At 67.5% G+C, this 25234-nt stretch carries 20 protein-coding genes; 11 read left to right on the plus strand and 9 right to left on the minus strand.

What is annotated here, in order from left to right:
• Positions 1 to 24: 24 nt before the first annotated feature.
• From cyoE to Pla123a_RS24585, 4 genes are all read right to left on the minus strand, one after another.
• Positions 25 to 933, minus strand: coding sequence for a heme o synthase (gene cyoE, locus Pla123a_RS10730; RefSeq protein WP_146586712.1), 909 nt, complete (start codon positions 931 to 933; stop codon positions 25 to 27).
• A gap of 10 nt (positions 934 to 943) precedes the next feature.
• Positions 944 to 1978 (minus strand): COX15/CtaA family protein, encoded by a 1035-nt coding sequence (locus Pla123a_RS10735; protein ID WP_197527860.1) that lies wholly within the window; start codon positions 1976 to 1978, stop codon positions 944 to 946.
• Complete coding sequence (locus Pla123a_RS10740; protein WP_197527861.1) at positions 1971 to 3218, minus strand: cytochrome c; 1248 nt, start codon at positions 3216 to 3218, stop codon at positions 1971 to 1973. The genes Pla123a_RS10735 and Pla123a_RS10740 overlap by 8 nt, the downstream gene beginning before the upstream one ends.
• 160 nt (positions 3219 to 3378) lie before the next feature.
• Positions 3379 to 4152 (minus strand): carboxypeptidase regulatory-like domain-containing protein, encoded by a 774-nt coding sequence (locus tag Pla123a_RS24585; RefSeq protein ID WP_197527862.1) that lies wholly within the window; start codon positions 4150 to 4152, stop codon positions 3379 to 3381.
• A gap of 165 nt (positions 4153 to 4317) precedes the next feature.
• On the opposite strand from Pla123a_RS24585, the gene Pla123a_RS10745 reads away from it, so the two are divergent.
• The 4 genes from Pla123a_RS10745 to Pla123a_RS10760 all read left to right on the plus strand — a co-directional run bounded on the left by Pla123a_RS10745 (position 4318) and on the right by Pla123a_RS10760 (position 8350).
• Positions 4318 to 5199 (plus strand): hypothetical protein, encoded by an 882-nt coding sequence (locus Pla123a_RS10745; protein ID WP_146586718.1) that lies wholly within the window; start codon positions 4318 to 4320, stop codon positions 5197 to 5199.
• A gap of 69 nt (positions 5200 to 5268) precedes the next feature.
• Positions 5269 to 6726, plus strand: coding sequence for a sodium:solute symporter family protein (locus Pla123a_RS10750; protein ID WP_146586720.1), 1458 nt, complete (start codon positions 5269 to 5271; stop codon positions 6724 to 6726).
• A gap of 5 nt (positions 6727 to 6731) precedes the next feature.
• Entirely contained in the window at positions 6732 to 7454 is a 723-nt protein-coding gene (locus tag Pla123a_RS10755; RefSeq protein ID WP_146586722.1) for a class I SAM-dependent methyltransferase, read from the plus strand.
• A 203-nt stretch (positions 7455 to 7657) separates the two neighbouring features.
• Positions 7658 to 8350: an alpha/beta hydrolase gene (locus Pla123a_RS10760; protein ID WP_197527863.1), complete on the plus strand. Its 693-nt coding sequence runs from the start codon at positions 7658 to 7660 to the stop codon at positions 8348 to 8350.
• Between the two features lie 52 nt (positions 8351 to 8402).
• Here Pla123a_RS10760 and Pla123a_RS10765 read toward each other — a convergent pair whose 3' ends face one another.
• Complete coding sequence (locus Pla123a_RS10765) at positions 8403 to 9842, minus strand: alpha/beta hydrolase (protein WP_146586726.1); 1440 nt, start codon at positions 9840 to 9842, stop codon at positions 8403 to 8405.
• 270 nt (positions 9843 to 10112) lie between these two features.
• On the opposite strand from Pla123a_RS10765, the gene Pla123a_RS10770 reads away from it, so the two are divergent.
• On the plus strand, positions 10113 to 11024 hold the full coding sequence (locus Pla123a_RS10770) for a hypothetical protein (protein WP_146586728.1): 912 nt from the start codon (positions 10113 to 10115) through the stop codon (positions 11022 to 11024).
• Positions 11025 to 11040: 16 nt separating this feature from the next.
• Here the strand turns inward: Pla123a_RS10770 and Pla123a_RS10775 are convergent, their stop codons facing one another.
• From Pla123a_RS10775 to Pla123a_RS10785, 3 genes are all read right to left on the minus strand, one after another.
• Complete coding sequence (locus Pla123a_RS10775) at positions 11041 to 11835, minus strand: hypothetical protein (RefSeq protein ID WP_146586730.1); 795 nt, start codon at positions 11833 to 11835, stop codon at positions 11041 to 11043.
• A 46-nt stretch (positions 11836 to 11881) separates the two neighbouring features.
• On the minus strand, positions 11882 to 13204 hold the full coding sequence (locus Pla123a_RS10780) for a DUF1552 domain-containing protein (RefSeq protein WP_146586732.1): 1323 nt from the start codon (positions 13202 to 13204) through the stop codon (positions 11882 to 11884).
• Positions 13205 to 13468: 264 nt separating this feature from the next.
• The gene (locus Pla123a_RS10785) at positions 13469 to 15853 is read right to left on the minus strand and encodes a DUF1592 domain-containing protein (protein WP_197527864.1); all 2385 of its coding nucleotides are present in this window, start codon (positions 15851 to 15853) and stop codon (positions 13469 to 13471) included.
• Between the two features lie 199 nt (positions 15854 to 16052).
• Here Pla123a_RS10785 and Pla123a_RS10790 point away from each other — a divergent pair, with 199 nt between their 5' ends.
• The 6 genes from Pla123a_RS10790 (at position 16053) to Pla123a_RS10815 (ending at position 23779) form a co-directional block, all read left to right on the plus strand.
• A complete protein-coding gene (locus Pla123a_RS10790; protein ID WP_146586736.1) occupies positions 16053 to 16346 on the plus strand; it encodes a hypothetical protein in 294 nt (97 codons plus the stop codon).
• A 71-nt stretch (positions 16347 to 16417) separates the two neighbouring features.
• The gene (locus tag Pla123a_RS10795; RefSeq protein WP_146586738.1) at positions 16418 to 17674 is read left to right on the plus strand and encodes a PQQ-binding-like beta-propeller repeat protein; all 1257 of its coding nucleotides are present in this window, start codon (positions 16418 to 16420) and stop codon (positions 17672 to 17674) included.
• Positions 17675 to 17898: 224 nt separating this feature from the next.
• Positions 17899 to 20712: a sulfatase-like hydrolase/transferase gene (locus Pla123a_RS10800; protein ID WP_146586740.1), complete on the plus strand. Its 2814-nt coding sequence runs from the start codon at positions 17899 to 17901 to the stop codon at positions 20710 to 20712.
• A 73-nt stretch (positions 20713 to 20785) separates the two neighbouring features.
• Positions 20786 to 21487, plus strand: a complete 702-nt coding sequence (locus Pla123a_RS10805; protein WP_146586742.1) for a PEP-CTERM sorting domain-containing protein — start codon at positions 20786 to 20788, stop codon at positions 21485 to 21487.
• A 33-nt stretch (positions 21488 to 21520) separates the two neighbouring features.
• Complete coding sequence (gene trhO, locus Pla123a_RS10810) at positions 21521 to 23380, plus strand: oxygen-dependent tRNA uridine(34) hydroxylase TrhO (protein WP_146586744.1); 1860 nt, start codon at positions 21521 to 21523, stop codon at positions 23378 to 23380.
• Positions 23381 to 23461: 81 nt separating this feature from the next.
• Positions 23462 to 23779 (plus strand): DUF971 domain-containing protein, encoded by a 318-nt coding sequence (locus tag Pla123a_RS10815; protein WP_146586746.1) that lies wholly within the window; start codon positions 23462 to 23464, stop codon positions 23777 to 23779.
• Positions 23780 to 24081: 302 nt separating this feature from the next.
• On the opposite strand, the gene Pla123a_RS10820 is transcribed toward Pla123a_RS10815, so the two are convergent.
• Complete coding sequence (locus Pla123a_RS10820; protein WP_146586748.1) at positions 24082 to 24594, minus strand: helix-turn-helix domain-containing protein; 513 nt, start codon at positions 24592 to 24594, stop codon at positions 24082 to 24084.
• Positions 24595 to 25234: the final 640 nt, after the last annotated feature.

Consider the following 25234-nt stretch of genomic DNA (forward strand, 5'->3'; position numbering starts at 1 on the left):
AACGCTCGTGGCGGGGTCAGCAGTCTAGGAGCCGAACAGGCACAGCACGGTCATCCACGCCGGCAGGTACAGCAGGCTGGCCCGCAGCAGCAGTCGGGCGTTGCGTTCGTTGCGGCGGACCAAGAACCACGCCGCGGCCAGCAGGAACGCCAGGGTGAAGAGCGTCGTGAGCACGGCGTAGGTCTGGGCCGAGTACGCGGTCCGCAGGGCCGGCAGCAGGGCCGCGGGGAGCAGCATCGCCGCGCCCGCCACGGCGAACGCGCCGGCGCGGGCGCCGGTTGGCTCGACCGTGGTGTCCATCTTGTAGCCGGCGGCGGCGTAGTCGTCACGGCAGAGCCAGGCGATCGCCATGAAGTGCGGGTACTGCCACAGGAACAGCACCAAAAACAAGCCGAGTGCGGTGGTGTCGAGCGCCCCGCCCCCGGCGGTCCAGCCCATCACGATCGGCAGCGCGCCGCTGACGGCGCCGACGGTCGTGTTGAGCGGGGTGCGCATCTTGAGCGGGGTGTAGACCGCCACGTACAGGAACCAGCTCAACAGGCCCAACAGCGCGGTCGTCAGGTTGACGCCCAGCACCAGCAGCGTGAAGCCGACCGACACGCAGACCGTGCCGAACACCAGGGCCTCGACCGGGGCCATGCGGCCGGCGGGGAGCGGGCGGCCCGCCGTGCGGGTCATCTTCGCGTCGAGGCGACGCTCGATGTACTGGTTGAGCGTGTTGGCGCTGGCGGCCAGCAGCCCGGCGCCCAGCAGCGTCGCGACGACCGTGCCGGCCGACCACTGGGCGTGGGTCGCCAGGTACATGCCGGCGACCGCGGTCACGAGCTCCAGGATCGTGATGCGGGGCTTGGCCAGCTCCGCGTAGTCACGCAGTTTCGAATCGGCGGCGGCTTCACGCCGAGGGATCGCCAGGGTGGTCGCGCCAGTGCTCATGCGCAGGGACTCAGTTCGCTGAAGGTGAGTTCGCTGAGATTGAATTTGCGGGGGTCGGTCGCGCTGCGGGGGAGGTGTCCGCGGCAAAGGCAGCAAAACGGAGGGCAAGCGTCGCGCCGGCGGCGGCCAGGCCCAGGATGAGGGAGCCGGTCGCGCTGTGCGCGGTCGCGATGTGGGTTTGAGCCAATCCGTCCGCTACGTTAGCCCCTATGGTAGCCGGCAGCCAGCCGAAGGCCCAGCCGGGGAGCCCGTACTTCACCACCCAGGTGCACGCCCCCAGCGAGAGCTGAATGACCAGCGCCAGCGACAACCCCGCGGTCAGCAGCCGCAGCACCCCAGGCCCCGCCGGCCGACGCCAGACCGCGGCGGTCGACCACGCCACATGCCCTGAAACTACGGCCGCCATTACCAGGTGCAGCTTCACCAGCCCCGCGAACGCCCACGGGCTGACCGTCACCGGAACATGCCGCAGCTGGGCGCCGATCACCAGCTGCAAGTAGGCGAACAGGGCGGTCGCCGCGAGCGGCACGCCCATGCTGCGACGATTTGTCGCACCGCCCGCCGACCACCACCGCGAGGTCATCGCCAGCATCACGCACGCCAGCGCGAAGAACAGCGGGCCGGTGCAGCCGTGGACCATCGCCAGTTGCCGCTCGTTCATCATCACCCGCATCCCGCCGAGCACGCCCTGCACAATCACTAGCGCTAGCGCCGCGACCGTCAGCCACCGCAGCCACCGCCGGCGGTCGGTCCACCAGACCGCAACCACCAACCCAATGGTCAGCAAGCCAACCAGCGAGCCAAGCAGCCGGTGGCCGTGCTCGACAAACAGGTCCCACGGCGCAAAGAACCAGGTCGAGAGCGGGTAGGCGAACATGTTGTAGCCGTAGGTCGTCGGCCAGTCGGGCACCGCCATGCCCGCGTCGGTCGAGGTCACCAGGCCGCCGACCCACAACAGCGGGAAGGTCAGAGCACACAGCAGCAGCGCCCACCGCCGTGGCCACGGAGATACCCGGCTAGGCTGGATTGTCGTGGCGTCAGTCATGGCGCCCCCCATCAGGCTGGTCCGTCAGGCTTTCGACATACGCGACAAGCCGCCAGATCTCGTCTTCGTTCAGTGCGCCGACGCCGCCCGGGTCGGTCGGGCCGACCGCCGGCATTGGCGTGCCGGCGATCCCCTGCGAGATGACACGGTACAGGTGCTCGCGAGAGCGGGCGCCCCGCAGCGATCCGGGGACCAGCGTCCGTGGGTCGGCGATCCGCGGCGGCAGCAGCACGTCGCCCGCGGCGCGGCGGGCGTCGATCTCGGCGTAGCGCGTGGCCAACTCTCTCACAAGGAACTCGTGCCGGTCGGGCGCCGCCTCGGCCACGCGCTCTTCGAGCGTCTGCCGCGACGCGACCCGCCGCTTGGTCTCTTCGAGGTACTCGTGCACCCGCTTATTCCAGTCGTTGTAGTCCACCAGGTTGGCGCCGCCGGCGCCGTCCTCGCCGTGGCACTTCGCGCAGTTGGCCCGCTGGGCGTCGTGGAATAGCGCGCGGCCGGCCGTGACTTCTGCGGCAGAGAAACGCTCGCCAGCCCCGACCGGCGCTGCGGCAGCAACAACCGATGATTCGGCCTCGCGCCACCCGCGGGCGATCGGCGGCAGCAGCTCGTCGAGCACCAGCTCGCGGGTTTCGGTGTCGCGCCAATCGAGCCGCGATTCGTCGTCAACCTCGCCGGTCGCCGGGTCGAAGTCGAGCTCCTCGCCGACGTAGCGCGCCAGCGCCTGCTCCAGCTCGCCGCGGATCGCCAGGTACCTCACGTACTCGACGAGAGATTCGATCTCCTCGACCGGCAGCAAGGCGAACGACGGCATCGCCGTGCCCGGCAGGCCGAAGCGGAGCGTGGCGGCCAGGTCGGCCCCGGTCGGCTTGGCGCCGCGGTAGGTCGACTTGAACTTGAACACGCCGGCGCGGAAGTCGCGGGGATACGGCGCCTCGTACAAGGCGGCGGGCCCCTGCCCGTCGCCGCTGAGGCCGTGGCACACGGCGCAGTGCCGGCGGTACAGCCCGAGCGTCTGGCCCGGCTCGTTCGAGGCGACCCGCCCTGCCGCCTGCTGAAGCAGCCGCAGGTCGAGCAGGTCTGCTAGCCCGTCGGGCACGATCGGCTCGCTCGGCGCGCCAAACACCTCGTTGAGTATGGCCGCGACCTGCTGCCGGTGGGTCGGCACGAGCTGCTCCTCGGCCTGGACCAGCTCGTGCGCTGGAAAGTCGCTGAAGTCGCCGCAACCAACCGTGGCGAGCAACAGAAAAGCCAGCGGCAGCGAGCGGTGTCCTAGCGGGCAGAGCCTCCTGCCGCAGCGAGATCGAACGCGTGGATGGTGCGACAACGTAATCAACGGGGTGGCCCCTGGCCAAGCAGGGAGTTTGCTTCGGTGTTTCTCATAGACAGTAGCCGCCCGGCGATCAATCGACCAGCAGCTCGGCCGGCACGGCGATATCCCCCAGGTCGAGGGTCTCGCCGGCGACGACCTCAAGCTCTGCCCTGCCCCGCCGGCTGGTCTCGCCCGTGGGGAGCGCCAGGTTTTTGAGGTAGCCGGTCTCGTGCCAGAACTGCAGCTCGTGGGTCCCGGCCGGCAGCAGAGCAATCTCAAACCGCCCCTCGGCGTCGGCGACCGCCATGTACGGGTCGTCCCGAACCAGCACGTAGCCACGCATGAACGGGTGAATGTTGCAGGCCACCGGCAGCGGCTTGCTCTCGGCCTCGGCGAACTGCTTGGAGATCTTGCCGCTCGCCGGGATCAGTTGGTTGAACGCCGCATTGCGGATAAGGTCGAACTTGGTGTTGTGCCCGGTCGGGTCCTGGTTGGTGATCCGCAGCGTCTGCCCGGCGCGGAGCAGCGTGACATGCGGCGTGAAGACGCAGTTCTTGTTGGCCAGCTCGACCGGCTCGGCGAGCTTCCCCGAGTCGCCGGGAGGGAGCGGCAGCGATTCGCCACGCGGCGCCCTCAGCCACACGACGGCGTTGGCCAAGCCGCCCGACTTGCCAACCACAACGGACTGCTGTTTCGGCTGGCAGTTGATACAGAACTCGTCGGCCGTGACCTGCGGGTCGGCGGGCGCCGGCGGCTTGCCGTCGACGACAAACCGGCCCTTCAGCCCGCCCCACTCAACCGCCGCCGCCGGGCCCACCAGCGCAAGCGGAAGCAGCAGCGCGAGCGCAGCGGTCGCAGGCAGCATCACGCGAAGTGTGTGATTTGACATGCCCCCCAGTTTACCAGTTCTCCCCTGGCGCCGCAGGGGCCGGGAATAAGCAGCCGCGGGCCTGGCGATGCAAGAACGTGGGCGTCGGCTCGCAAGCCGCACCCGGCCAACTTGCGTCTCACCCAACCGAAGGAACCCTACATGGACACGCAAACGGCGGCGCCGCCGCAGGTAACCCTGCAAGCTCTCGCAGCGACCAGCACGGCGCCGCGCTCCCCGCGGCTGGCGCCTGCGGCCAGGCCGTTCAGCGATTTCGGACGCTGGGTCGACGACGTCACGGTCGCCCGGCCCGGCACGCTCTGGCGGCTCGGCGACTGGATCGCCCGCAACCGCCGACCGGGCCAGCTCCGCAGCGAGGTCTGGCGGGCGTGCCGCGCGGCCAACCCTTACTGCTTCAAAACCTACACGGTGATTGCGCTCGCGCGGCGGTCGTTCTTCCTGCCGGCCGGCGAGGTTGTGTTCGAGGCGACCGAGAACCCGACGCAGATCCCCCAATCGCCGCCGCAGGGCGTGATGCTCCGCCACCTCGAGGCGCTCGACGCCCACCCCGAGGCGACCTTCTACTACCTCGAGCCGGTGTTCGCCAGCGAGCCAACCATGCGGCTCTACCCGGCCGACGAGCTGCGGGCCGAGGCCGCCGGCGACCAGCAGGACGCGTTCATGCTGGCCCGCAACTACGGCGCATTCTTCCGCGCCCGGGCGTGGGCGGGCGAGCAGCAGAGCCGCTGCGGCGCGGCGCTCGCCGCGGCCGCCGAACGCGCCGAGGACGCGTTACTCAACTTCGCTGCCTGGCTCCTCCCGCAGCCCGCCAGCCTCCGCCGCCTGGAAGCCAGCTACTCCGTGGCGGTCCGGCAGGGCCAACAGGCCGAGGCCGAGCGGTTGCAGCGCGCCATCCGCCGCGTCCGCTGGCACATGACGTTCGACCCGATCCTCTGCTTCGAGCTCCCCGGCGAGCCCGGCCGCCTTCGGTTCGAGGCCCACTGGTACGTCGGCACCGACAACAAAACCTACGTGCACTACTAGCCTACTGCACTCGCTGACGGCCACCTCACCCGGTACGCTACGGCTTTCGCGTCCCCGGGGAGAAGGTCGATGCTGTTGGGATTCGTGCTGCTGTACCTGGCCGCATCGGTGGCGATTGGCCTGCTGGCTGCGCGCAAGGTCCACAACACGACCGACTACGCGGTGGCGGGCCGCTCGCTGCCGCTGCCGATGGTCGTGGCGACCACCTTCGCGACCTGGTTCGGCTCCGAGACCGTGCTCGGCATCCCGGCGATCTTCATCGTCAGCGGCCTGGGCGGCACGGTCGAAGACCCCTGGGGCGCCGGGCTCTGCCTGGTGCTGGTTGGCGTGTTCTACGCGCGGCGTCTGTACCGCATGTCGCTGCTCACTGTGGGCGACTTCTACCGCCGCCGCTACGGCCGCGTGGTCGAGGTGTTCTGCTCGGCGGTCAGCATCCTGTCGTACCTCGGCTGGGTCGCGGCCCAGGTCACCGCGCTCGGGTTGGTGTTCGAGGTGCTCTCGGGCGGAGCCATCACCGGGCTGCAGGGCTCGCTGATCGGCATGGCGGCGGTGCTGCTGTACACCCTGTTCGGCGGCATGTGGTCGGTCGCGCTCACCGACTCGCTGCAGATGACCGTGATTGTCATCGGCCTGACGGTGATCGCGGTGATCTCTGGCCAGATGGCGGGCGGCCCGAGTGTGGTGCTCGAGCGCGTGGCGTCCGACGGGCTGCTGCGGTTCCTGCCGCCGGCCGACTTCCACGAGATCGTGTTCTTCATCGGCGCGGGGGTGACCATCATGCTCGGCTCGATCCCACAGCAGGACGTCTTCCAGCGGGTCACCTCGGCCCGGGACGAGCAGACCGCCGCGGTCGGCCCGGTGATCGGCGGCCTCGCGTACATGGCGTTCTCGGTCGTGCCGATGTTCATCGTGGCGTCGGCCTTGATCATCTCGCCCGAGGGCGCAGCCGCCCACCTGGAGACCGACCCGGAAAAAATCCTGCCGGCGTTGATCCTCGATCGGATGCCGCCGTTCACGCAGGTCTTGTTCTTTGGCGCCCTGCTGTCGGCGATCATGTCGACCGCGTCGGCGACGATCCTCGCGCCGTCGACCATCTTCGTGCAGAACATCATGCGGCACCTGCTTCCGTCAATGACCGACCGGCAGGAGCTGCGTCTGATGCGCGGCGCGGTGCTGATGTTCTCGGTCGGCGTGCTGGTGTACGCGCTCGCCATGCACGACAAGTCGATCTACGAGCTGGTGTCGAGCAGCTACCAGATACCCCTGGTCGGCGCGTTCGTGCCGCTCACCGCCGGGCTGTACTGGCGGCGGGCCACCAACCGCGGCGCGGTGAGTTCGCTTGCGCTGGGCGTCGGCGTCTGGATCTTGTTCTTCTCGACCACCCTGGGCGGGGTTTTTCCTTCCCAGCTAGCCGGGCTGCTGGCGGCGGTGGTGGGGATGATTGTAGGCAGTCTGCTGCTGGGCGGGCCGAACCCGCAGCTCGGCCCGGGTGTCACGCCAGTAGACGATCCACCAGCACCCGAGTGACGACCATGCCCGAGCCTACCTCCGACCCGCTCGCCGCCGTCCGCTCTGGCTACGACCGCTGGTCTCAGGTCTACGACCACGACGCCAACCCGCTGCCGCCACTCGAGGAGCCCCACTTGCGCTCCGCGGTCGGCAACCCAACCGGCCTGCGGGCGCTGGACCTCGGCTGCGGCGCCGGGCGGCACGCCCTGTGGCTGGCCGCGGCGGGGGCCGAGGTCGCCGCGGTCGACTTCTCGCGCGGCATGCTCGACGCCGCCCGCGCGAAGCCGGGCGCCGACCGCGTCCGCTTCATTGAGCTCGACCTGCACGAGCCGCTGCCGTTCGACCAGGAGTTCGACCTTGTCGTCAGCGGCCTGGTGCTAGAGCACATCCGCGAGCTCGACCCCTTCTTCGCGGCCGCGTACCAATCGCTGCGTCCCGGCGGCCGGGCCGTTCTCTCCGGCATGCACCCAGCGATGTTCCTCCGCGGCTCCCAGGCCCGCTTCACCGACCCCGACTCGGGCGAGGTGGTGCACGTCGGCAGCCTGCCGCACTCAGTCAGCGTGTTTGTGATGGCCGCCCTGCGGGCCGGCTTCCAGATTGCCGACCTTCAGGAGATCGCCCCCGACGCCGCGTTCGCCGAGCGCTACCCGCGGGCCGAGAAGTACGTTGGCTACCCGATGCTGGTGGTGATGTCGCTTGTGAGGCAGCAAGCAAATCCAAAGAAACCAGTTGGCCAGTGGCAATAACGTTGTGACGCGTGCGAACTGCTTGGGCGCCGTCGAAGTCTCAACCGCCTATCGACGTGGACGCCACACCAGCAACGCCCGTTGACTAACGACTGCCCTAGCTGCGCCTGCCTATGCCCCGTCCCCGCCAAGACACTGGCCGACCACGCTCGCCCTGGCGTAGGTGGCTCAGAAGGGCGTTTGTGGCCTGGGGCGTCTTCGCCATGACCTACCTCGTCGCCGGATACCGCACGGTGGGATTGCCCGCCGAGGTTCTGCACAGCAGCGACGCCGTCGAGTTGCAGGACGGCCGCGAGTCGCTGAGTATGATGCCGAGCGAGTACGACGCGGGCCTGCTCTTCTTCTGCGGCTCCGGCGTAGCGGCGCCCGCCTACGCCCCCCTGCTGCGGCCCATCGCGGAGCAAGGACACGCGGTGTTCATCATAAAGCTTCCCTACCGCTTCGCGCCGTTTGAGTCACACAGGAACGAATCGGTTGACCGCGCTCGGCGGATCATCGCCGAGCACCCGGAGGTTGTTCACTGGACCGCAGCCGGGCACTCACTTGGGGGCGCACTGGCTTGCCTGCTTGCCCGCGACAACACCGAACTGCTCTCCGGCCTTGTGTTGATCGGCACTACCCACCCCAAACAGGACGACCTGTCGTCGCTGACAATGCCAGTTGCGAAAGTCTACGCAACCAACGACGGCGTCGCCCCGGCGGAGAGGGTGGCGTCCAACCGCGGCCTCCTCCCACCGGGCGCCCGCTTCGTCGAGATCGAGGGCGGGAACCACTGCCAGTTTGGCAACTACGCGTGGCAGTTCCTCGACGGCTCCGCGACCATCAGTCGCGCCGAGCAGCAAGACGCCACGCGTAGCGTGTTGCTCGACACGATCGAAGCCTCGCTCGACGAGTGAACTGGCGAACGAGGCCAGACTCCTTGGTAGCCGATGCGGCCTACGGCGCTCTTTACTTAGGCTGCAACCGAGACGCGGTCCAGTCGACGATCATCTCCAGGGCAGACGGCGCGATGGTCTCCTCGATCATCCCGTACTCGGTCGGCAGCCCCGACTTGCTGGTCTGCAGCAGGTGGTTCAGCTTGGGAGGGCTCTCGATCGTGACATCCGTGGTCGGCGCGGCGGCCAGCGCCTCGCGCAGCGGAGGCAGGTTCACCTCGGGGACGACCTGCACGTCACGCCCGCCGATGATCGCCAGCACCGGGCAGCGTACCCGGCGGAGGGCTGGCGCCGGGTCGTAGCCCAGGAAGTGCTTGAACCACGGCGTCCGGTAGGCGCCGAGCGCCTGCATCGCCTGCCTTGCGTCATCGCGCTGCTTGCCGGCCGTGGTAGTCTCTTGGAGGTGCGCGTCGATGGCGTCCGCAAGTTCGGTCTGGAAGTCCTCTTCCGTATCTGCATCGACAGCTCCGCGGATCGCCCGGCGGCGGAGCGTGGCCAATGACGCGATCGACTCGGCCGACTCGCCGAGCTTCTTCTCCATCAGGCTCGCCTGGCTGATGATGATCTCCTCGCCGGTCACGGCGGGCGGCGCGATCAGCACGACCGCCGCGATTTCTGCTGGGTGGTCGGCGGCGATCAACGGCGCGAGCATCGCGCCCTCGCTGTGGCCGCAGAGAGCAATGCGTTGCGAATCAATATCGGCGTGATCCGCTAAGAACCGGACCGCGGCGAGCGTATCGGTCGCCAGGTCGGCGCTGGTCGCGGCGGCGAAGTCGCCCTTCGACTCGCCGAAGCCACGGTCGTCGCACCGCAGCACCGCCATCCCCCGCCGCGTCAGCGCATCGGCGATCACAAGGAACGGCTTGTGCCCCATCAGCGACTCGTCACGGTCCTGCGGGCCTGAGCCGGTGATCATGACCACCGCGGGGTGCGGGCCTGCTCCTGGCGGCAGGGTCAGGGTCCCGGCCAGGGTGTGGCCCCCATCAGGGTTCGTGAACTCCACCGCCTCCTCGGTGTAGGGGTACGGCGGCTTGGGTTCCTGCGGCCTGGCCTGGGCGGGCAGCGCGTCGACGCGGCGGAGCTCGAGCGGCGACGACACGAACATCTGCGTCCAGGTCCCGTCGAGTTGCTGCGCGTCGTCGGAAAGCTCGCCAACGAACTTGCCGCGGATCGCAGGGAACGGCGCGGTCAGCGTGCCGCCCTCGACCACGGCGCCGTCGGCTGCTACGCGGACGCTCCCCTGGTCGAGGCTCACCAGCGTGACCGTCGGCTCGCCGTCGGCGGGCGTTTCGATCTCGAGTCCAATCCGCAGCTCCGCGACGGGCATCTTGAGCGTGCCGAGCCAAGTGCCAGCAACGCCCACATCGTCCGCGGCGTGCACGGATGCCGATAGGATCAGCACCGTCACGACCAGGGCCGCGCACCGGGCAATCGAAGCGGTAGAGGTAGTCATTCGAACGGCTCGCAAAGTGAGTTGAATTGGCGGCATGGGGTTAGTCGCCTAGGGCGAAACGATCTTGCGAAATGAACCGGTCGAAGTCGATTTTTCTGGGCTGTTTCATGATCTTGCGACGCAACCGCTAGAAAACTACCATCCGACCAGCTTCTTCCTGGGGGGACGTTGCTCGATGCGCCAAGAGCGTTTCGCGGCGGTCGCCCATAATTCCCCAGCAGACGTTGCGCCCGCTTGGCGGCGTCACCTGCCCTGTAGGAGACCACGAGCATGCGTATTCTTCTTGTTGCCGGCATCGTGCTTGCCGTCAGTGCCCCTTGTGACGCCGGGCTGCAGAGCGCCATGACCGCGTCACTGGGATCGGCGGGCGTGGTGATTCGCGTCAACAACTCTTTCCAGCTTGCACGACACCAAACAGCGCATGCACCTGAAGGGACGCAATTCATCGACCCCCAGAACTCGACGTTCACACAGCCCGCCTACCTCTCAGGACCCGAGTTCAGTTATAACCCTCGGACGGGTGCGGCCACAATTTCCGCTCCGCCCATGCTCGGGCCTGGGGACGCCTACGGCCTTCGCTCGATTTACAGGCCTTCTGAGGTACACATAGTCGCCGGCGACTGGCTGGCTGCCCCTACTACACCAGCGGTCATCACAAGATACCACCGCACTGCTGGATTGGGGGGCATCATTACTGGTGAACTGGACGGCGTTGCTTCTGAGAGCGACGACCGGCCGTTCGAGGCGATTCAAGCAACGACGCCTGGCTACACCATTACGTCCGGCACTGAGGCGTGGGTCCAGCTCTTTCCAAGCAGCGGTTGGAGCGGAGCCACGGTATCTTTCGAGCAGCTCTTCGTCGCCGGGCTGACTCAGGAATCCTTCTACACCCAGGCGCCTGCCAACGAGCCGCCAATCTCTGTCACGGACGCGTACCTAATCCCGGGCGGCCAGCCGGGCGCCGCGATCATGGTGGACTATTACCTTGATCCGTTATACTCAATCACCTCGGCGACGCCCCGGTACACGCTGCTTGCGACGGCACGCATCGATGTCACGCCTGAACCCGCGGGGACCACGCTGATTGTCGTTTCGATCCTGGCATCGGCTTCCACACGCAAGCAGCGAGTTGCGTCGTCCCGACGAAGAGCAAGCAGCGCCAAAAGATTGCCCTCGCTGTAAACCGCGAGTCGACGGCTCATTGCTGCTGATCTTCGCCAATAGCGTCGCTCTCGGCTTCGGACTCGGACTGAGTTGCGTGTGCGGCGAGCGTGACCCTCCCCAGCTCTACCCCCAGCGCAAGCACCACCGCCTGAGCCGCGAACTCAATCGAGAGCAACGTGTGCAGCCCGTTCTGGGCGAGTTCGGCCAGGCCGTAGCCGACGCCGGCGCCCACCGCCACGTGCAGCGGCAACCGCAGCAGCAGCGGGATCGGCGTCTGGCGGATCAGCACCACCGGCACGGCGACCAGGCCCGGGGCGATCAGGCCCATCCACTGCATGATCGCCAGCGGGCTGCCGTTCTGCTGGGTCGCGCGGCCGATCAACGCCGCCATTGCCGCGACCGAGGTCATCCAGAACAGCATGTGCTTGATCGAGAACCCGAGTTGCAGCCCGACGTGGTCCGACTCGCGGCTTACGCGACGCCAGAGTGGGATTCTTACCAGCAGCCAGAGCACCACCAACGGGACCAGTGCTTGCAGCAGGTTGCGGCAAGCGTAGTCGAGCAGCGTGAACTCGGGGAAGAAACCGACCTGCATCCGCACCCACGACGCCGCAAACAGCACGATCGGCGGCAGCACCCAGGCGGCCACGCTCGGCCGGCGGCGGAATGCCAGCCACACCGCCGCCAGGCAGGCCTGTCCGACCGCCAATCCGCTGAGGATGTTCAGCCCGCCGTAGATGTCGCCGTAGATTCGGTGCGGCCGCCAACCTGCCTGCAGGTAGTAGGCCAGCACCAGGTCGATCAGCAAGACTACCGCGAGGGCCGCCATCCAGACTCCGTTCGCTAGCGTTCGGGAACTGTCACCGGGCGAGCCGCTACGCCAAACCGGTCACCGGCCCGTCGCCGCAGTAGTCGGGGTTGCCGAACGTCTCGACCTTCGAGCCGAACTGCTGCGCCAGCCAGAGCAGCAGCCGGTTGTGCGACACGCCGCCCAGGTTTAACGCCCGGCCGCCGGGGATCCCCAGGCCGCCGCCGATCAGCACGAAGGGCGTGTCGATGTGCGTGTGGCTGTTGCCCTTGCCGAGTTCGTTGGTCCAGACAATCACCGTGTTGTCGAGCAGGCTACCGCCGCCGCCCGGCTCAGGGGTCTCGGCCAGCCGCTGGGCCAGGTGGGCGATCTCGCCGCAGTACCAGGCGTTAATGCGGGTCAGCTTGTCGACCGCCTCGTCGTTCTTGTCGGGCTCGTGCGACAGCTCGTGGTGGCCCTCGTCGATCCCGAGCCAGCGCAGCCGTAGCCCGCCGACCGAACGCGTGTACTGCAGCGACGCTACGCGGGTGAAGTCGGCCAAGAAGCTGCTCACCATCAGCTCGATCTGCATCCGGCTGATCTTGGGGACTTCGTCATTCTGGTCGCCGACGTCCGGCTCGAGCGCCGGCACGACGTGGTCGAGCCCGGCCCCGTTGTCGGCGGCGAGCGTCTGCTCCATTCCGCGGACCAGTTCGGCGTGCTCGGCCAGCAGCCGGCGGTCCTCCTCGCCCACCAGCGACTCGACCTGCTTGAAGTCGGCCTGGATGTCGTCCAGCACGCTCTTGACCAGCTCGTTGTCGCGGCGGCTGCCGTACAGCTTGTCGAACATCTGGTACGGGTTGCTGATCGGCGCGATCGGCTTGTTGGGGCCGCCGTAGATCATGCGGGTCCAGGTGTCGGCCTGGTCGGGCACATGCACGCCGAATTCGAGCGAGCCGAACCGCGTCCGCGTGGCAGGGTCGGCCTGCAGCGTGTTCTTGATCTCCTGGTCGACCGACAGGCCGCTCGACCAGCCGGCCGGCGTGTGCCCACCCCCCTGGATGTTGCCCGGCATCAGCTCGGCGCCGGTCAGCATGCAGCCGATGCCGCGCATGTGGTCGTCGCCGTCGCCCTTGACGTCGTTGTTAACGCCTTGGAGGGTCACGAGCTGGTCGCGGAACGGCTCGAGCGGCGCCAGGCTGGCCGGCAGCACGAGCGACTCGGCATCGGCGTCGGGCCAGAAGTTCTGCGGGATCACCCCGTTGGGGCTGAATACCACCACCAGCCGCTTCTTCCGCAGCCCGGCGCCCGGCGCGTTTGCCGCCAGACTCGGCAGGTTGAGCACAAACGGCAACGCCGCCGGCGTCACGCCGAGGGCCTTGAGGAATCGTCTCCGCGATGTCGGGTACATGCCGGCGTCCTGTGGAATGGTTCCTGAACTGCATCCACGCCGTTCCGCCGCTGCGTCAAACAACTTACCCGCATGGCGAGTTCGATCGATGGAAGCGTTCTAGTATTCTCGGTCGTGGAAAGTTAGCCCCGGCATTCATGCCGGGGTCAATGAGCTAAAGCAGCAGCCGTGGTAAGCCCCGTTAACGGGGCTTCTCGCCGGTTGCTTCAGCTTGCGACCCGGCATAAATGCCGGGCCTAACGGATTGTGTCGATGCTTCGCTTCTCAACCCTGGGGACCTGAGGACGGTGGACTCGGGGGGACCGCGATGGTCGCGGCGATCTCGGCGGCGAGGTTGCGGATGCTGAACCCGTGCTCCTCGAACCGCTGCATCAACACGTCTGGCGTGTCCTCACCGTAGGCCATGATCGGCTGCTTGGCGAGGTGCTCGAACAACTGGATCACAAACGCCCGCTGCACGTCGCGGCTGTCGGCGAGGAAGTGGGCCAGTTCGCGGGCGTGCTGGAACTCGTGCTCCTGGCCGTCGGTCGTGACGTAGCCGCCGGACGGGTCGATCGGCTTGCCGTGCTCCTGGTCGCGGAGCCGGCCGACGGCGTCGAACTGCTCAAGGCTGAAGCCGAGGTCGTTGATCATCACGTGGCAGTGCTGGCACTCCGGCGGGCTGGTCTGCAGCGCGACGCGCTCGCGGGTGGTCATGTCGGGGTGCAGGTCGGGCGCTGTGGGCGCGACCGCCACGGGCGGCGGCCGCAGGGCGCGGCCGAGAATGTGCCGAGCGAGGAACACGCCGCGGTGGATCGGCGAGGTCTCGCGATAGTACGCGTGATTGGCGACCACAAACGGGTGGGTCACGACGCCGGCCCGGTCGTCGGGCTCAAGAGTCACGCGGTGGAACTCGTCGTCGCCCAGCTCTTCGGAGATCGGAGGTTCGGCGCCGAGGAAGGTCGCGAGCCGATCATTGAGGTAGAACTCCTGCGAAAGGAACAGCTGCCGGAAGTCCGTCGACTCGCTCAGCAGCAGGTCGAGCACAAACAGCTCGAGCGAGGTCCGCATGTCGTCGGCGACGCGGCTAGAGAACCCAGCGTAGGTCTCCGAGTCACGCCGCAGCGGCTCGGGGATGTTCATCTCGAGCCAGTTGCGGAAGAACTGCACCAGCTTGGCCTCGGCGCGGGGGTCCTCGAGCATCCAGTGGGCCTGCTCGAGCGCCTGGTCGCGGGTGTGGATCTTGCCGCGGCGGGCGAGCAGGTTGAGCGGCTCGTCGGGCGTTGAATCCCACAGCGTCAGCGCCAGCCGCGACGCGACCCGCCAGTCGGGCTCGGCGCCGGCCGTGCCGAGCTCGGGGTACAGGAAGTAGGGCGACTTGAGCGTCGTGAGCAGCGACAGCTTGGCAGCCTGGCGCCAGCTGAGGTCGGCGTCGAAGAACGCGTCGACATGCCGCCGGCGTTGCTCGTCGCTCAGAGGATGGCGGAACGCGCGGTCCGCAAACTCGAGGCAGAACTCCCGCGCCTTCTCCTTCGCCTGGCCGCGGTCGTCGGGCAGCTTACGCAGTTCGGGCAGCGCCTTGACGAGCCGGTCGGCGGTCTCGAGTGCGACGCGGGTGACGGCGTCGTCCCACTGGGCCGAGACATTTGCCGCCCGCACAAAGCCCTCGCTCTGGTCGTCGGGCGGCAGCGGCGCGTCGATGATGAGCAGCTCGGGCGACTCGTGCGGCGACAGCGCCCGGGCGGGGATCAGCTCTTCGACGCCGGTCGGCGTCTTCCACCGCAGCTCTACGGTGACGTCCTCTTCGTGGACTCGCGTCACGCTGAGGCGGACGTGGTACGTGCGGCCCTCGACCAGGTTGATTCGCGCGCGGCCGCCGTTCGAGTCGCCGCTCTTGACGCGGCCGTCGATGATCGGCTCGCGGTGGTCGTTGATGTGCAGCGTGAAGCCGGCGTTGGTCTCGACGATGAATTCGTGGGGGCCGGTCTCCGGCGCCCGCACGCCCCCCTGCCACAGCATTACGACCGAGTGCTTGTTCGCCCGGGGGATCGGCTCGAGGCTCGTGTCTTCGGGCGGGAACAAGAACTCTTTGCTGAACAGCCCCGAATCAATCAGGGAAAAATCGACCCGCGGGTCGATGCGTTCGGCGCTCTTCCGATTGGCGTCGGCGCCCGGCCCCTCGTAGAACGTGGCGGCGAGACCCTGCTGGCCATCCCGCTTAGGCCGCCAGGCGAACGACTGCGCCAGGTCCACGAGCGTCTGCTGGTGCTGCCGCGTGGTGAGTCGCGAGAGCTTGACCCGCGGCGGCCGCAGCCGCGCCTGGGCGATCGGCGAGTAGAACGCGTCGTACAAGTAGCGGGCCGCCGCCTCCGCGTCGGCGCCGGTGCACTGCTCCGGCTCCCCTTCCGGCATGGTGTCGGTGATGACCTCGGCGAGCCGTGACACCGGCAGGTCGCCGGCCAGGGCCGAGGGGTAGCTGTCGGTCCCCTGGCCGTCGTCGCCGTGGCAGGCGGCGCACCGCTCGGAGTAGATCGCTTTGCCGTCCGGCGGCCCACTAGCATCCGACGCCGCGGCGACCGACGCAACCGCGAACCACGCCGCGATCGCCAGCAGCAGCGATACCGCGCCGCTCACCGCGGCTCCGCCTGGGCTGAAAGGTGCTAGTCGCATAGACATTCGGGGGGGTGCGACCGTCGCGGCCGCAGTTAAGGCAGGACGCTACTATTGTGACGCATCCCAGGGGGCGCTGTCTGCCCGGATCGGTGAATTCGGCCGGAATCCTCGGATAATTGCCGACCGGCCCGCAACCAATTGTGTGACCTAGACTTAGGGAGCGTCTACTCCCTGCGTCCCACCGCCGAGCCCCGTCATGCAAACCGCCGCGATGCCGAGTGTCAGCCCGTTCCAGGAGCTCTTTAGCGACTGGCCTGCTTCGCTGCCAAAGCGGGGGATTGTGATCAACCAGCTCAACGACGCCATCACCTTCCGCGGGTTCATGGTGAAGGGGAGCCTGCTGCTGCTCGAGCGGACCACGCCCGACGCGATGGGCGGCCGGTTCGTGATGCTGGAGTACTCGAGCATCGCGGCCGTAAAGATGATCGACCCACTCAAGACCGAGCACTTTGCGCCGGTCGGCTTCGAGGGGAGCCTCGGCATCTCCTAGCGCGGCTTTTCAAGTGCGTGGCCAACCGCTAGAACGCAGGGACCTTCCCCACCTGCGACGAGGCCCTCACCATGCCACTGCCACGTTTTGCGTTGCTGTTTGTCCTTACTGCACTTAGTTGCCCAGTGGCCGCGATTGCCCAGGACTGGCCGCAGTGGCGCGGTCCCACGGGCGACAACCACGCCGCCGCCGGCGCGACCGCCCCGATCAAGTGGTCGGACAAGACCAACCTCGCCTGGCGGACGCCGATCCCGGGCCGGGGGCACAGCTCGCCGACGATCATCGGCGACCGAATCTACCTGACCACCGCCGACGAGTCGGCCGGCACGCAGTCGCTGCTGGTCGTCGACAAGTCGACCGGCAAGCTGCTTCGCGAGACCGTGGTGCACAAAGGAGGACTCCCCGGGCGGATCCACGGCAACAATTCCCACGCCAGCCCCACGGTCGCCAGCGACGGCCAAAGGGTGTTCGCGTTGTTCTACCAGGACGGCGGCGCCTGGGTCACGGCGTTCGACCTCGCGGGCGCGGAGCTCTGGCAGCAGCGGGTCTGCGGGTTCGACCCACAGATGTACCAGTTTGGTTTTGGCTCCTCCCCTCGGTTGGTGGACGGCAAGCTGATCATTGCCGCCGAGTACGACGGGCCCGACAGCGGCATCTACGCGCTCTCGCCCGCCGACGGCAGCCAGGTCTGGAAGGCGCCGCGCCGCGAGGGGATCTCGTTCTCCACGCCAATCGATGTCGTCGTCAACGGCCAGCGACAACTCCTGATCAGCGGCGCCGGGCTGATCGCCGCGTACGACGCCTCCAATGGCGCCGAGCTGTGGAAGGAACTCGCCGGCGCCGCCGCGACCTGCGGCACCATGGTGGTCGACCCGGCCGCCGGCCTGGCCTTCGCCAGCGGCGGCTTCCCCAACGACTTCACGCTCGCCATCCCGTTGACCGGCGATCACCAGGTCGTCTGGGAGAACCGGGCCAAGTGCTACGAGCAGTCGATGCTGCTGGTGGACGGCTACCTGTACGCGGTGACCGACCGGGGCGTCGCCTACTGCTGGCGGGCCGAGGACGGCGAGGAGCAGTGGAAGAAGCGTCTCGGCGGCAGCTACAGCGCCTCGCCGGTGCTGGTCGGGGGCAACATCTACATCAGCAGCGAACAGGGCACGACCTTCGTTTTCCGCGCCACGCCCGACCGCTACGAGCAGCTCGCCGAGAACCAGCTCGGCACAGACTGCTTCCCCACCACCACCCCGTCCAGCGGCCGCCTGTACCACCGCTACGGCTCAGGCCAGGGCGACACCCGCCAGGAGTACCTGGCCGCGATCGGGGAGTAGGGGCCCGCCATAGATGGCGCAGTTGGCAAAAAGTGGCGTCGCTGCAAATTGCTTGCGACCGCGGAGCTCCGCAACTAAACTGGCTATGCAGCAATCGCTGCGTCCCTCCTTACGCCACCTCCCTATGCCGGAATCCGCGGCCTTCGGCATCCACTGGCCCATTACTGCCCCGGGTACATAAATTGCCCCCGGGTAATCGTGGCCCGCTCTCTGAGACTGCCCCCATGTACCCTCAGCGACTAAGCTACCTACAACTTTCTGTGCTGACTGGTCTGGTGCTCTGCTCTGGGCCCGCCAGGGCGCAACCAGCGCCAGCCCAGCCGAATATCGTCCTGATCATGGTCGACGACGCGGGGTACAACGAGTTCGGTTTCTCGAACGACCTGTTCGGTCAGACTCGGGTTTCGGACACTCCAAACATCGACGCCCTGGCAAGCCAGGCGACAGTGTTTTCTCAAGGCTACGTCTCGGCGCCGCTCTGCAGCCCGTCCCGGGCCGGCATGCTGACCGGACAGTACGGGAGCAGGTTCGGCTGGGAGAACAACCCCAGCAACGACTTCAGCAGCACCCAGGGCCTGGTGGCGGGCCAGCTTACGATGGGTAACCACCTGCAGTCGCTCGGGTACACAACCGGGGTAGTCGGCAAGTGGCATCTCGGCTACCAAGACGGCCTTAACCGACCGCAGGACATGGGTTTCGACGAGTTCTTTGGGCTGCTGGGCGGGGGGCGTGACTACTGGCCCTGGCCGGGGGCGTCGGAGCGATCGCGCATGCGGCGGGGCGACGTTGATGTCGAACTCTCCTGGGGCTCGGAAGGGGATCCCTCGCTCTACGACCCCACCCGCGGCCGCTACCTGACCGATGCGTTCGGCGAGGAGAGCGCCGACTTCATCAACCGCCACGCGGGATCTCAGGAACCGTTTTTCTTGTACACCGCGATCACTGCTCCGCACACCCCAATCCAGGTCAAGCAGTCGGACCTGGATCACTTCGACGGCCTGATTGACGACCCCGACCAAAAGAAGATCGCCGCGCTCAACTACGCCGCCGATCGCGCGGTCGGCATGATCATGGACGCGCTGGTCGCCAACGGCGTCGACGACAACACCGTGGTGGTCTTCCTCAACGACAACGGCGCCCCGGCGCTCAACATCGGGCAGTCCAACAGCCCGTTCTTCGGCACCAAGGGGCAGACGTTCGACGGGGGCATCCGCGTTCCCTTCCTCATGAAGACCCCCGGCGTCGCCGGGCAGGTGTACGACCAGCCGATCACCGCCCGCGACCTGCTGCCGACGTTCTACGCGATGGCGGGTGGCGACCCAACCCAGCTCGACGTCGATGGCGTCGACCTGACCCCCTACGTCAACGGAGACGTCGCGACCAACCCCCACGACGTGCTCTTCTGGCGGGGCGACGACGGTCGTTTCGCGGTGCGCAAGGGCGACTGGAAACTCGTGCGGCCGCTCGACCATCCGTTCGCTCGACTCAACAACATGGTCTGGGACCCATCGGAAAGAACCTACTACAACGGGAACAGTAGCAACGGAAAGTACCAGCATATTGTTGACGAGCTAAATCATGAGCTGACGCACTGGGAAGCCACGCTCGAGCGCCCCAAATGGAGCAGTCTCGGCGCACTAGTGTACAAAACCGAGGACCACTTTGTGTTCCGCACTGACCAGTCGGCCGTCGCTTGGAGCACACTAATCGCATGGAGGCTCGAGGAGAGCGGCCTATTCGCAACCCTGAGGCCGGAGGACGCCTACGCAAACGCGATCCTGGAGTTCACCACCAGCGACGCCGGTGACTACACCTCTACCAACGACATGCGCCGCTCCACCCTCCGCGAGTTCATGCTCAACGAGGTCCGTTTCACCGGCGACTACAATGGCGCCGACAATCATCAGGCGACCATCAACCGCAGCCTGGACATCGGCATGGTCTTTGTGAACAACCTCGCCGGGGAGGGTCCCAAGCTCCGCATCGACGCGACCGCCGCCGGCGCAGGGAGCTTCGACTTCGAATTCGACCAGATCGCCTACCTCGTCCACGACCTCGAGATCACCGGCGACGGCACACAACTGCTCCGCCTCACCGGCGCTACCATGGACTACGACGCCCCCACCCGCATCACCAAGACCGGCTCGAGCACGGTCGCGCTGGAGGGGCTGATTGATGTCGCCAGTGGGGTGTCGATCAACGAGGGCGCCTTGATTGTCGACGCCACCGCGGCCGAGCTGCACACCGCCGGCGACATCACGCTCGCGACGGCCGGATCGCTCGAACTCCGACAAGGCCGCGTCCGGGCCGGCTCGCTCAACCTGGGCGGCGCGTTCGCGATGACCGGCGGCGAGCTCTCCGCCGACCTCGTCGTGGGCGACTTGTCTGTCGCCGGCGGCCGCCTGGCCCCGGGCGAGTCGATTGGCTCCAGCCTGATCTCGGGAGACCTGCAGATCGGCCCGGGCGGAGCGGTTGAGTTCGAACTCTCTGCCGCGGGCGGCCAGGTGGCAAGCGATGTGGTCGTGGTCACCGAGACCGCCGTGCTCGCGGGCGCCGCCGAGGTCATCGCCATCGACGGCTACACGGCAGCGGCCGGCCAGGTGTTCCCGTTGCTGGTTGCTCAATCGATTGTTGACTCCGGCCTGGAACTCACACGCAACGACGCCGCCGGCCTGGACCTGGTGGTCATCAACGGCGAGTCCGACATGCTCGCGCTGCTCGACCTCGACGCGCTGCCGGGCGACTTCAACGGCGACGGGTCGGTCGACGCCGCCGACTACACCGTCTGGCGCGACAACCAGGGCGCGACCGGCGCTCCGGGCATCTCCGGCGACGCCGACAACGGCAGCGGCCACGGCATCCGCGACGGCGTGGTCGACCAGCACGACTTCAACTTCTGGCGGACGTGGTACGGCATCGATTTCACGGCCGTCAGCAGCGTGCAGCTTGCCCCCGTGCCAGAGCCATCCGCCGGCATGCTTCTGCTAGCCTCCCTCGGGATCGTTTGCCGCCGGAGCTCACGCCGGGTAGGATCGTAGTACCCGCAAGCCGACACCGGCGCCTGGCCGCGGGATTCCTCCAAGAAGCAGCACCTACCCCCAGGGCGAACTCATGCCGCGACCGCAACGCCTAGTTTTCCTGTCCATTGGTCTGTTGTCGATTGGATGGTTCGCCGCCAGCGCCGAGGCGATTACGCGCGGACAGCGCAATTGGTTTTTCGATGGACTCTCACACGGCTGGGAGTCGCCAACTGGCCCCGCATCCGTTCAGTACGGCGATGGTGACGGGCACCCACTCGATCACTACATCACGTATACCTCCACTGGCGGCAACGACCTCTCGGGGCGGCTGCTGTTTCGGAACTCCACCGAATGGGTTGGTGACTATAACCTAGGCGGCAGTCCGCTGTACATCTCGGCGCAGTACATGGGACCGGACCAGGTTGATCTCTACCTGACCATCACCAGCGGTGACACAACCTTCGCCGTATCCCAGTTCCTCTTCACTCCTCTCTCATCAGGCTATTGGACGGCGGGTGAAATGTATTTCCCCCTAGGCGAGTTTGACATCGATACGATTGTCAAGCTCGCGGGCGATGCATCCCTTGCCGATGTCGTGTCGCAGGTCACCGAGACCCGCCTCATCGCTAGTACATCACTACCGGTCATGAGCGTCGACGGACCGGTCGGCGACCTCGTAAGCGGAACGCTAAGGGTCAGCGAGCTCCGGTTCCTACCAATTCCTGAACCCGGCTCCGCCACGCTGCTCTTTTTGGCGATCGGGGCGAGTGCGGCACGCCGCCCCCGCCGCTAGGGCGCCCGCGCCCCGGCCGCTATAATCCCCGGCATGCAGCCCAGCGTCCTCAATATCGCCGCGTACAAGTTCACGCGGATTGAATCCCTCAAAGAGCTCCGACAGGGGCTCCGCAACCTTTGCCAGCGGGCGAAGCTCCGCGGCACGATCCTGATGGCGCCCGAGGGGATCAACCTGTTTGTCGCCGGCGACGAGCCGAGCGTCGGCCGGCTGCTCGAGCGGCTCGAGTCGCACGACGAGATCGGCCCGCTCGACGTCAAACGCAGCTTCACTGCGTACCAGCCCTTCAACCGCATGCTGGTAAAGGTCAAGCAGGAAATCATCGCCTTCGGCATCGACGGCGTCGGGCCCGGGTCGGGCGACTCCCGCAAGATCTCCCCCGCCGAACTGAAGCAGTGGCTCGACGAGGGCCGCGACTTCACGCTGCTCGACACCCGCAACGACTACGAGGTGAAGCTCGGCGCCTTTGAGAACGCCGAGGTCCCGCACATCGACCACTTCCGCGACTTCCCGGCCGCCGTCGACCGGTTTCCCGAGGCCTGGCGGGACAAGCCGCTGGTGATGTACTGCACCGGCGGCATCCGCTGCGAGAAGGCCGGCCCGCTGATGGCGATGCGCGGCTTCCGCGATGTGCGGCAGCTCGAGGGCGGCATCCTCAAGTACTTCGAGCAGGTCGGCCAGGACCACTACCGTGGCGACTGCTTCGTGTTCGACCAGCGCGTCGCCGTGGACGCCGCCCTCCGCGAGACCGGCGCCGCCCAGTGCTACGCCTGCCAGGCGATCCTCACCGAGGACGAGCAGCAGTCGCCCACCTACGTGAAGGACGTTAGCTGCCCGCACTGCTATTGCCCGCCCGAGGAGGAGCAGGCCGCCCGGCTCGTCGAGCGTCAGGCCGCGCTCGACGCCGCCGGCGACCCCCTGCCCGGCAGCCTGCCGTACGACAACCTGCGGCCGATCTACGTCCCCGCCCGCTGCGACGGCATGCCGCTGGTCGACTTCCTCACGTCGGTCGCCCAGGCGGGCTCGCCCGAGTGGTGGTCTGCCGAGGTCAACGCCGGCCGCCTGCAGTACGCCGGCCGGAGGGTCGACGCCAGCCGCCGGGTCGAGCCGGGCCAGCGCTACGACCACGCCCAGCCGAACCTCGTCGAGCCCGACGTCAACGCCGGCGTTGAGCTGCTGTACGAGGACGAGGCGATCGTCGTCGTCCGCAAGCCGGCGCCGCTGCCGATGCACCCCTGCGGCCGCTTCAACCGCAACACGCTCTCGCATCTGCTCAATCAGGTCTACGCCCCGCAGCAGCTCCGCAACGCCCACCGCCTGGACAGCAACACCAGCGGCGTGGTGGTGCTGACCCGCACGCGGCGGATGGCCCAGCGGCTGCAGCCGCAGTTCAGTCAGGGCCTGGTCGAGAAGCGGTACCGGGCCCGCGTGCACGGCTCGCCCTCGCAGGACACGTTCCGCTGCACGGCGGCTATCTCCAAGGAGACCGCCGCCGCCGGCATCAAGCTGCTCGACGCCGAAGGCGCCGCGAGCGAGACCGAGTTCCAAGTCGCCCAACGCTTCGATGACGGAACCACGCTGCTCGACGTGCGGCCGGTCACCGGACGCACCAATCAGATCCGGCTGCACCTGTGGTCGCTCGGCCTGCCGATCGTCGGCGACCCGACCTATCGCCCTGACGGCCGTGTGACCAAGCAGCAGGCCCTCGACGCCGAGGACCCGCCGATGTGCCTGCAGTCGTGCTCGATCCGCTTCACCCACCCGGCGACCGAGCAGCCGGTCGAGTTTTCGATCGGCCCGCCGGAGTGGGCCGACGCCAGTTGGCGGCCCGACCCGAAGTCACTGCCGCTGGGGGGTCGGGTTGGGGCCGCTGTGGCTCGCGATGACTCTTAGGGCTCTTTTGGCGGCTTCCTAACATCGACACCGAACTCGCGGCGGAGCCGCGACGCTTCGTAACCGAATACCGACGTAATTATGTTGATTCCTTCTTCCCTCGAACGTACTGAACGTGGGCTCCGCATTGCCTGGTCCGATGGCCAGGTCCGGGAGTACTCGGCCCGCGAGCTCCGCGACGCGTGCCCCTGCGCGACTTGCCGCGAGAAGCACGCCGCGCCCGAGCCGCCGCCGACTATGCTGCCGGTGCTCTCCGCCGCCGAGGCCCGCCCGCTGTCGATCGAGGGGATGCGGCCGGTCGGCTCGTACGCGTACGCCATCAAGTTCTCCGACGGCCACGGCAGCGGGCTGTTCCAGTTCGATCTGCTGCGGGAACTCGGCACGGCGATCGAGTCGTAATCGCCGACCCCTTTCGTTGGCCAACGGCCAACCTCACCGTAGCCTAGGGCATCGCCCTAGGTAGGCTTCGGCCGCGGGCTCCTCGGGATGCTGCTCCCCCAACAAGAGCCGTCGGCGTCAGCCGCCGGAGCCGCATCGCATCGCTGCCGCAGGCTCCTTGGGGTGCTGCTCCCCCGGCTGACACCGGGGTCTTGCTCGGCTGACTTTTGTCCCTAATTCCGACATCGATTCCTAGAGACAAAAGTCGAGCGCCGTTTCAACCATCGCATCGCGTTTGGGCCTGCTATTCTAGGCCCGGCCGCCTAGGCGGCCGCGTCCAAGCGGTCGACTTTTGTCCCATTCTGCTCGCCGGCGGGGACAAAAGGCTCGCCGGTCGCCGACCGGGCGGCCTTGTGAAAAATCTCGCGCAGCCGCGAGTCGATCCGCGGCGCCGCGAACGGGTCGGTCGCCTCGCGGAGCAGCAGCTCGCGGGTCTCGCCCAGGGCCGTGTCGAGCGCCGCGTGGATCTCCGCCCGCAGCCGCTCGCGGCGGCGGCGCCGGCTGCTCGACTCCTGCCGCTCAAGCATCCAGGCCGCCGCCCGCCAGTGCGTGCCCGACGCGCGGCGCATTGCCTCGAGCGGGGTGAGGTCGGCTCCGAGCTGGGCCCGCCGCATCCGCTCGTCAAACCCCGGGTCTTCGTCCCGCAGACGGCGGATCGTCTTGGTGCTGCAGCCGACATACGCCGCGATCTTCGCCAGCGGCATACCGGCGGTCGTCAACGCACACACCTCCCGCTGCTTGCCCTCATCGAGGGTCTTTGGTCGTCCGATCGTCATCGCGGTGTCTCCTTGGTTTCGGTCCCCGGTTGTGGGCCCTTGGTTTAGGACGCTCGCCCCGTCCCCCCGAGCGCGCAGCGCAGCCCGCCGTACAACCTCGTTTCTACGGCGCCGGGTGGCTCTTTTCGACAGCGAAATGGGAAGAACAGTGGGCTCTTGGAAGAGACTAAGATCGCTCATTAAACCGACCGGTCAATGCGCCGCGCAAACGAGCAAGCTTGAATAGGGGACTGGCTCGCGACCGCCGTGTTGGCTGCGCCATTGACGCCCGCGCGACTGCGGTCGCGTGCCTGTCCCCTTTTCAAGCGGGGAGCCGGAGGGAGGCTTCGGCCTCCGGTGGTCGCCTCGAAAAAAAATAGGGACAGGCACGGCGCGGCCATGCCGGTCGGGGATGCCTGCCGTGCCCCCGCTTCGAGCCAGTCTCCATTCTTTGACTCGCGCGCTCCCACTGCAGGGCCGCTAGTAGTGACCCCTTGCTGGCGGCCTGCTGGGTCGGACCGCGGCGTTCTGCCCACGATCTCGCCACTTACTCATTGATTGCTGCTTGTTAAGTCCGGTCTTCCGGTGGAGAATGTCGCGGCCGCACTGGGCCCTACCGCACCTAGCTGTGGGCTCTTCCCGCGTTGTCACCTGCTTCTCC

Origin of the sequence: Posidoniimonas polymericola, assembly GCF_007859935.1 — a bacterium.
In the GTDB taxonomy this organism is placed as follows: Bacteria; Planctomycetota; Planctomycetia; order Pirellulales; family Lacipirellulaceae; genus Posidoniimonas; species Posidoniimonas polymericola.

Coding starts and splice junctions, on each gene's coding strand:
- cyoE (WP_146586712.1), bottom strand. CDS start 933: ATGAGCACTGGCGCGACCACCCTGGCGATCCCTCGGCGTGAAGCCGCC.
- Pla123a_RS10735 (WP_197527860.1), bottom strand. CDS start 1,978: ATGACTGACGCCACGACAATCCAGCCTAGCCGGGTATCTCCGTGGCCA.
- Pla123a_RS24585 (WP_197527862.1), bottom strand. CDS start 4,152: ATGCTGCCTGCGACCGCTGCGCTCGCGCTGCTGCTTCCGCTTGCGCTG.
- Pla123a_RS10745 (WP_146586718.1), top strand. CDS start 4,318: ATGGACACGCAAACGGCGGCGCCGCCGCAGGTAACCCTGCAAGCTCTC.
- Pla123a_RS10750 (WP_146586720.1), top strand. CDS start 5,269: ATGCTGTTGGGATTCGTGCTGCTGTACCTGGCCGCATCGGTGGCGATT.
- Pla123a_RS10755 (WP_146586722.1), top strand. CDS start 6,732: ATGCCCGAGCCTACCTCCGACCCGCTCGCCGCCGTCCGCTCTGGCTAC.
- Pla123a_RS10760 (WP_197527863.1), top strand. CDS start 7,658: ATGACCTACCTCGTCGCCGGATACCGCACGGTGGGATTGCCCGCCGAG.
- Pla123a_RS10765 (WP_146586726.1), bottom strand. CDS start 9,842: ATGACTACCTCTACCGCTTCGATTGCCCGGTGCGCGGCCCTGGTCGTG.
- Pla123a_RS10770 (WP_146586728.1), top strand. CDS start 10,113: ATGCGTATTCTTCTTGTTGCCGGCATCGTGCTTGCCGTCAGTGCCCCT.
- Pla123a_RS10775 (WP_146586730.1), bottom strand. CDS start 11,835: ATGGCGGCCCTCGCGGTAGTCTTGCTGATCGACCTGGTGCTGGCCTAC.
- Pla123a_RS10780 (WP_146586732.1), bottom strand. CDS start 13,204: ATGTACCCGACATCGCGGAGACGATTCCTCAAGGCCCTCGGCGTGACG.
- Pla123a_RS10785 (WP_197527864.1), bottom strand. CDS start 15,853: ATGCGACTAGCACCTTTCAGCCCAGGCGGAGCCGCGGTGAGCGGCGCG.
- Pla123a_RS10790 (WP_146586736.1), top strand. CDS start 16,053: ATGCAAACCGCCGCGATGCCGAGTGTCAGCCCGTTCCAGGAGCTCTTT.
- Pla123a_RS10795 (WP_146586738.1), top strand. CDS start 16,418: ATGCCACTGCCACGTTTTGCGTTGCTGTTTGTCCTTACTGCACTTAGT.
- Pla123a_RS10800 (WP_146586740.1), top strand. CDS start 17,899: ATGTACCCTCAGCGACTAAGCTACCTACAACTTTCTGTGCTGACTGGT.
- Pla123a_RS10805 (WP_146586742.1), top strand. CDS start 20,786: ATGCCGCGACCGCAACGCCTAGTTTTCCTGTCCATTGGTCTGTTGTCG.
- trhO (WP_146586744.1), top strand. CDS start 21,521: ATGCAGCCCAGCGTCCTCAATATCGCCGCGTACAAGTTCACGCGGATT.
- Pla123a_RS10815 (WP_146586746.1), top strand. CDS start 23,462: ATGTTGATTCCTTCTTCCCTCGAACGTACTGAACGTGGGCTCCGCATT.
- Pla123a_RS10820 (WP_146586748.1), bottom strand. CDS start 24,594: ATGACGATCGGACGACCAAAGACCCTCGATGAGGGCAAGCAGCGGGAG.